This window comes from Arthrobacter sp. SPT-J7 (genome assembly GCF_059089965.1).
Map to the genome: position 1 here is coordinate 1 of NZ_JBNHFF010000210.1, position 5,570 is coordinate 5,570.

Here is a 5,570-nt window from a genome sequence, read left to right on the forward strand (position 1 = left end):
GCCCAGGATCAGCGGGTGGTCCACGACGTAGGGGCCAATCCGGCCGTGCTCGTAGTAGTGGACGTCGCTGCCGCAGACGCCGACGGCCGCGACCTGCACGAGGACCTGGTCGGCGTCGAGCTGCGGGAGGGGCAGGGTCTCCATGGCCATGTCGCCCTGGCTCTTGAGGATGTTGACGCGCATCGTGGCGGGCAATTCGGAACCGGTGGCAGGTGACTGGGTGGTTGTTGTTGTCATCGAGGTAATCCTTGGAAATAGTGTGGTGAGGAACCGGCGGGCTATTTCACGGCCTGTTATTTCACGGCGCCGAGGGAGAGGCCCTGGACGAGTTTGTCCTGGGCGGCGAAGCCTGCAAACAGCACCGGGAGGGAGATCACGACGGCGGCGGCGCAGACTTGGGCGAGGAACAGGCCCTGGCCGGAGACGAAGCCGGTGAGGAACACCGGGGCGGTGCCTGCCACGACGCCGGTGAGGACGCGGGCGAGGAGCAGTTCGTTCCAGCTGAAGATGAAGCAGATCAAAGCTGTGGCGGCGATGCCGGGCATGGCTACGGGGGCGATGATTTTGCGGAGGATGAGCAGGAGGTTGGCACCGTCGATCTGTGCGGCCTCGAGCATTTCTTCCGGCACTTCAGCGAGGAAGGACCGCATCATCCAGACCGCGATGGGCAGGTTCATTGACGTGTACATCAGGATCAGGAACCAGATGTTGTCCAGGGCCCCGACTGTCCGGGCGAAGAGGTACAGCGGCAGGATGGCTGCCACGACGGGCATCATTTTGGTGGAGAGGAAGAAGAACATCACGTCGGTCCACTTCTTTACCGGCCGGATGGACAGCGCGTACGCTGCCGGGAAGGCCAGGAGCAGCACCAGGACCGTGGACAGGATCGATGCGGTGGCGGAGTTGATCAGCGACGGCCAGGGGCTGACGCCGGAGGTTTCGCCGAAGAACTCGCGGTACGCGTCCAGAGTCAGGCCCGCGGCGATCGACGGCGGGTTCGTTGCCGCGTCAGTCTCGGAGTGGAACGACGTAAGGATCATCCACAGGACCGGGACGGCGAAGAGCAGTGCGAGCAGCCAGGCGGCAATGCCGGCGGCGGTGTTGTTGCGGGTGGGGTCCATGCGGGCCTTGCCGCGGCGGCGTGGAGTGCGGCCGGTGTTCAGCGCGGTGGGGCCGGGAGGTGTGTTCTGCGGTGCAGCGGGGGTGAGGGTGCTCATCGTGCTGCCTCCTTCTTGAAGAGTGAAAAGACGGTGCGGAGGGCGAAGGTCGCCACGATGATGGTGCCGATGACCACCACGACGCCGGCGGCGGATGCCAAGCCGTATTCGTTGGCGAAGTAGAACGTCTGGTAGATGGCGTAGGGCAGGTTGGCCGTGCCCAGTCCGCCTGCGGTGAGGGTGAAGACGGCGTCGAAGTTCTGCACGATGTAGATCGCTCCGAGCAGCCCGCCCAGCTCCAGGTACTGGCGCAGGTGCGGCAGGGTCAGGTGCCGGAAGATCGCCCACGGGGTGGCGCCGTCCATCTGGGCAGCTTCCACGGTGTCCATGGGGCGGGACTGCAGGCCTGCCAGCAGGATGAGCATCATGAACGGCGTCCACTGCCACACCAGGGAAAGGATCACAGCCATCATCGGTGCCTGCGAGAGCAGGTCCAGCTGCGGTGCCGCGGCGCTGCCGAACAGGGACCACACCCAGGTCAGGACACCGTTGATCAGCCCGTACGTGGGGTTGAGCAGGGCGTGCTTCCAGATCAGGGCCGCTGCCACGGGCACCACCAGGAACGGAGCGATCAGCAGGGTCCGGGCCAGGCCGCGGCCGACGAACTTCTTGTCCAGCAGCAGGGCCAGCCCCAGGCCGATCAGCAGGCTGATCAGCACCACGGAGACGGTCAGGAGGATGGTCGTGAAGATTGCCTGGCGCAGGTCAGGGTCGGTCAGGACGGTGGCGTAGTTCTCCAGGCCGGCGAAGGCGGTCTTGTCCGGGCTGAGGCTGTTCCAGTTCATAAACGAGATGATCAGGGTCACCACGAACGGGAGCTGGGTGACCAGGATGAGGAAAACAAGGGCCGGGAGCAGCGGTGCACGCCGTGCCCAGGCCATGGCGCGTTCGCGCGACCTGGCGTCCCGTGAAGGTGTGGCTGCATTGCGTCCCGGGCGGGCGATGCGCGCCGTTGCGGTAGTCATGATGTTCTCCTGCGGTTCGATTAGGGCTGCTTGTATTTGTCGCCGACCTTTTGGGCGGCTTCCTGGCCTTTGGCCAGCGCGTCAGCCACAGACCCTTGGCCGGCGATGGCGGAGCTGATACCTTGGGAGACATTCGTTCCCAGGGCGGCGAATTCAGGGATGCCCACAAACTGGATGCCGACGGCGGGGCGTTCCTGCGCGCCGGGGTTCTTCGGGTCGGCGTTCTCGATGGCGAAGCGCTCGGCCTCGAAGAACGGGGCCGCCTTCTGGAACTCGGCGTTCTCGTAGGTGGAGATGCGCTTGCCGGACGGGACCTTCGCCCAGCCAAGCTCGGAAGCAACGAGTTCCTCGTAGTCCTTCGAGCTGGCCCAGGCGATGAACTTCTCGGCAGCGTCCTGCTTTTTGGAGGCGGCCTGCATGGCCCAGGACCAGGTCCACAACCAGCCGGAAGACGCTGTTTCCTTCACCGGCGCCTGGGCGTAACCGATCTTCCCCTTCACCGGGGAAACTTCGGCTTCCAGAGCACCGGCGGCGGACGTTGCGTCGTACCACATGGCCACGTTGCCCTGGCTCATGTTGTTCAAGCACTCGGTAAACCCGGCCTGCGCAGCCCCTGCCTCACCATGCTCGCGGACCAGCTTCACGTAAAACTCAACCGCTTCGGTGAACTCAGGGCTGTTGACCTGGGCGTTCCAGTCCTTATCGAACCAGGTACCGCCGAAAGTGTTCACCACGGTGGTCAGGGGTGCGAAGACCTGACCCCAACCCGGCTGCCCGCGGAGGCAGATACCCTTCATGCCCGGTTCCGCACCGTCTACCTTCGCCGCTATGTCAGCGACCTCGTCCCAGGTTGGCTTCGCCGGCATGGTCAGGCCCTTGGCCTCCAGGATGTCCTTGCGGTACATCAGGAAGGAGGACTCGCCATAAAACGGTTCACCGTACAGCTTGCCGTCCTCGCCGGTCAGGGACGCCGTATAGGCCGGTAGGATGTCGTCCTGGTCAAACTCGGGATCTTTAGCCACATCGTCCAGGGGTGCGAGCCAGCCGTTGGCTGAGTAGAACGGGATTTCGTAGTTGGAGAGGGAGGCGACGTCGTACTGGCCGGCCTGGCTGGAGAACTCCTGGCTGATCTTCGCCCGGACATCGTTCTCCGGCAGGATCGTGTAATTGACCCTGATCCCGGTTTCCTTGGTGAAGTTTTCCGCGGTAAGCCGCTGCAGGTCCTCCATCTGGGGGTTGTTCACCATCAGGACACTGATGCTGTTCGGGTCACCGGCGGAATTGCCTCCGCCGGCGCCTGCACAGGCCGAGGCACTCAGCGCGACACACAAAGCGCCGGCGGCCAGGGTCGCAGCACGCATTTTCGGGCGCATAAAGGACTCCTTTGTTCTTTCAAGGGTGCACAGTCACCGCGCCCCGACTGCTGTGTCGGGGTACCGGACCGGGCGAGGGCTATGACCGGAAATCCCGATATACCTCGCTGATGTTCTTCAACATTAGGGGGCGATCAAAGTCACAACTAGCGTCCTGGTTGCCAAGTTCTGATACAAATTTGCCACTTTAGGGACTGATGCAGCGCTACCCTTGGAAGATTGGCAGGGTGCTGCCCTGCGCCAAGACGACCGAGGGAGCCACGATGACCGTCACGGATGGAGCCACGGCGAGACTGGCCGAACGACTGCTGGGAATGCGTGCAAACCGTGAAGTCATCCCGCCTGACCCCAACCACTCTGTCCGGTGGCACCAGCACAGCTACCCCAGCCCGCTGGCTCGATGGAACTACCACCCCGAATACGAGATACACCTCATCCGTAAGGGCACCGGGAAGTTCATCGTCGGCGACCACATCGGCACCTTCGAAGCCGGCCACGTCGCCTTGGTTGGGTCAGGACTGCCCCACGACTGGGTCAGCGACCTCGAGCCAGGCGAAGTACTGGAAAACCGGGACGCCGTCATCCAGTTCGAGGGAAACTGGGTTGAGCAGGCAGCGGCCCTGGTGCCGGAAATGGCGGAAGTGAAACCGCTACTAGAAGAGTCGGCACGGGGCATCGAATTTTTGGGCCGGTCGGCCAGAGAGGCCGCAACAGCTATTGAAGCCATGGGCACCACCATGGGGTTGGAGCGGCTCCAGCACCTTTTCTCCCTGCTTCGGGTCCTCACCCGCGCACCGTTAGAAGACCGCCGCTACTTGGCGGAGGAATGGTTTCGGCCGCAGCTTGATGGGCGCGCCGCAGCCGTGGTGGACATCATTCTGGAGTACGTGTTCAGCAACCATGCAGGCAACGTCAGAATGTCCGAAGCGGCAGCGATGGTAGGAATGCAGGAAGCTGCTTTCTCCAAGTACTTCAAACGCGCCACCGGCCAAAACTTCAGCGACCTGGTCCGGAAGCTGCGCCTCGCCCACGCCCGGCGGCTGCTGGAACGCAGCGACAAACCAATCTCTGATATCTGCTACGAAGTCGGCTTCACCAACCTCTCTAACTTCAACCGGCATTTCCTCAACGACGCCGGGGAAACGCCCCGGCAGTTCCGGCAGCGCGTCCAGAACTGACAATTCCGGCCCAAAGCCTGCATTCCTGGGCCGATAGTCCTTTCATCAAGCACCTGGCAGCGAAGCACCGGAGGCGATGTCCGGCTGCCGTTTCGGCCAAGGGACTATTAAAGGTTTCCACCTGGTGCTGGGTCCATACTTTTGATGAGTTTCATCATGGGATGCGAGATGATGCGGTGGATACCGGGAAGCTTTGTCATTTTCTGGGTTTGGAACCGTTCGTACTCGTTGCCGTCCGCGACGTCGACCCGCACGATGTAATCAGGGACTCCATACACGCGCCGCACTTCGGTCACCTCATCCAACGCTGCAACTGCCGTTTCGAATTCCTCGACCGTCTGCCGGTTGGTCATGGTGATTTCCACCGACATGATCACACAGAATCCCCTGCCGGCCGCGACGGGGTCGATCACAGCCTTGTATCCGGTAATGACACCGTCTTCTTCAAGCCGCTGAACCCTGCGCAAACAGGGAGCAGGTGTAAGGCCAACGCGGCGCGCCAATTCGAGGTTCGTCAAACGCCCGTCCTTGGACAACTGCGCGATTATTTCCCGGTCCACACCATCTAGTGCACGATGATTGCTCATCTACTCATTCTAGGGCGCTATCCAGCAACCATATGTTGTATCGATTTTCCTACTATTGCTTTATGAACGAAAACATGGCGCAGCCAGTGCTGCCCGCGGTCGGCATTAGCCGTAGTCCTGCTGCCGTTGGGGACGTGCGTCTGGCAGTCCGGGCTTCCCTTCCCGCCGTACTGGGGGCGCTGCCCATGGGTCTGGCGTTTGGTGTTGTGGTGGCACAGTCGCCGTTGGATTGGTGGTGGGGTCCCGTCTT

Annotated in this window: 6 protein-coding genes and 1 pseudogene; 2 read left to right on the top strand and 5 right to left on the bottom strand. The window is 62.5% G+C overall.

What is annotated here, in order from left to right; translation table 11 throughout:
- The 4 genes from AC5RWX_RS29490 to AC5RWX_RS29505 all read right to left on the bottom strand — a co-directional run.
- Nucleotides 1-237: alcohol dehydrogenase catalytic domain-containing protein (locus tag AC5RWX_RS29490; RefSeq protein ID WP_494099776.1), on the bottom strand; the 237-nt coding region annotated here is incomplete at its 3' end.
- A gap of 56 nt (nt 238-293) precedes the next feature.
- Complete coding sequence (locus AC5RWX_RS29495) at nt 294-1,217, bottom strand: carbohydrate ABC transporter permease (protein WP_494099777.1); 924 nt, start codon at nt 1,215-1,217, stop codon at nt 294-296.
- A complete protein-coding gene (locus AC5RWX_RS29500; protein WP_494099778.1) occupies nt 1,214-2,182 on the bottom strand; it encodes a carbohydrate ABC transporter permease in 969 nt (322 codons plus the stop codon). The genes AC5RWX_RS29495 and AC5RWX_RS29500 overlap by 4 nt, the downstream gene beginning before the upstream one ends.
- A 20-nt stretch (nt 2,183-2,202) precedes the next feature.
- Nucleotides 2,203-3,555: an ABC transporter substrate-binding protein gene (locus AC5RWX_RS29505; protein WP_494099779.1), complete on the bottom strand. Its 1,353-nt coding sequence runs from the start codon at nt 3,553-3,555 to the stop codon at nt 2,203-2,205.
- A 263-nt stretch (nt 3,556-3,818) separates the two neighbouring features.
- On the opposite strand from AC5RWX_RS29505, the gene AC5RWX_RS29510 reads away from it, so the two are divergent.
- On the top strand, nt 3,819-4,733 hold the full coding sequence (locus tag AC5RWX_RS29510) for an AraC family transcriptional regulator (RefSeq protein ID WP_494099780.1): 915 nt from the start codon (nt 3,819-3,821) through the stop codon (nt 4,731-4,733).
- A 107-nt stretch (nt 4,734-4,840) separates the two neighbouring features.
- Here AC5RWX_RS29510 and AC5RWX_RS29515 read toward each other — a convergent pair whose 3' ends face one another.
- Nucleotides 4,841-5,320: an Lrp/AsnC family transcriptional regulator gene (locus AC5RWX_RS29515; protein ID WP_494099781.1), complete on the bottom strand. Its 480-nt coding sequence runs from the start codon at nt 5,318-5,320 to the stop codon at nt 4,841-4,843.
- Nucleotides 5,321-5,382: 62 nt separating this feature from the next.
- Here AC5RWX_RS29515 and AC5RWX_RS29520 point away from each other — a divergent pair.
- A pseudogene (locus AC5RWX_RS29520) lies at nt 5,383-5,570 on the top strand (hypothetical protein); the annotation flags it as partial.

What these genes read in the sequence shown, in the direction of transcription:
- AC5RWX_RS29495 (WP_494099777.1), bottom strand. Translation starts at nt 1,217, where the DNA reads ATGAGCACCCTCACCCCCGCTGCACCGCAGAACACACCTCCCGGCCCC.
- AC5RWX_RS29500 (WP_494099778.1), bottom strand. Translation starts at nt 2,182, where the DNA reads ATGACTACCGCAACGGCGCGCATCGCCCGCCCGGGACGCAATGCAGCC.
- AC5RWX_RS29505 (WP_494099779.1), bottom strand. Translation starts at nt 3,555, where the DNA reads ATGCGCCCGAAAATGCGTGCTGCGACCCTGGCCGCCGGCGCTTTGTGT.
- AC5RWX_RS29510 (WP_494099780.1), top strand. Translation starts at nt 3,819, where the DNA reads ATGACCGTCACGGATGGAGCCACGGCGAGACTGGCCGAACGACTGCTG.
- AC5RWX_RS29515 (WP_494099781.1), bottom strand. Translation starts at nt 5,320, where the DNA reads ATGAGCAATCATCGTGCACTAGATGGTGTGGACCGGGAAATAATCGCG.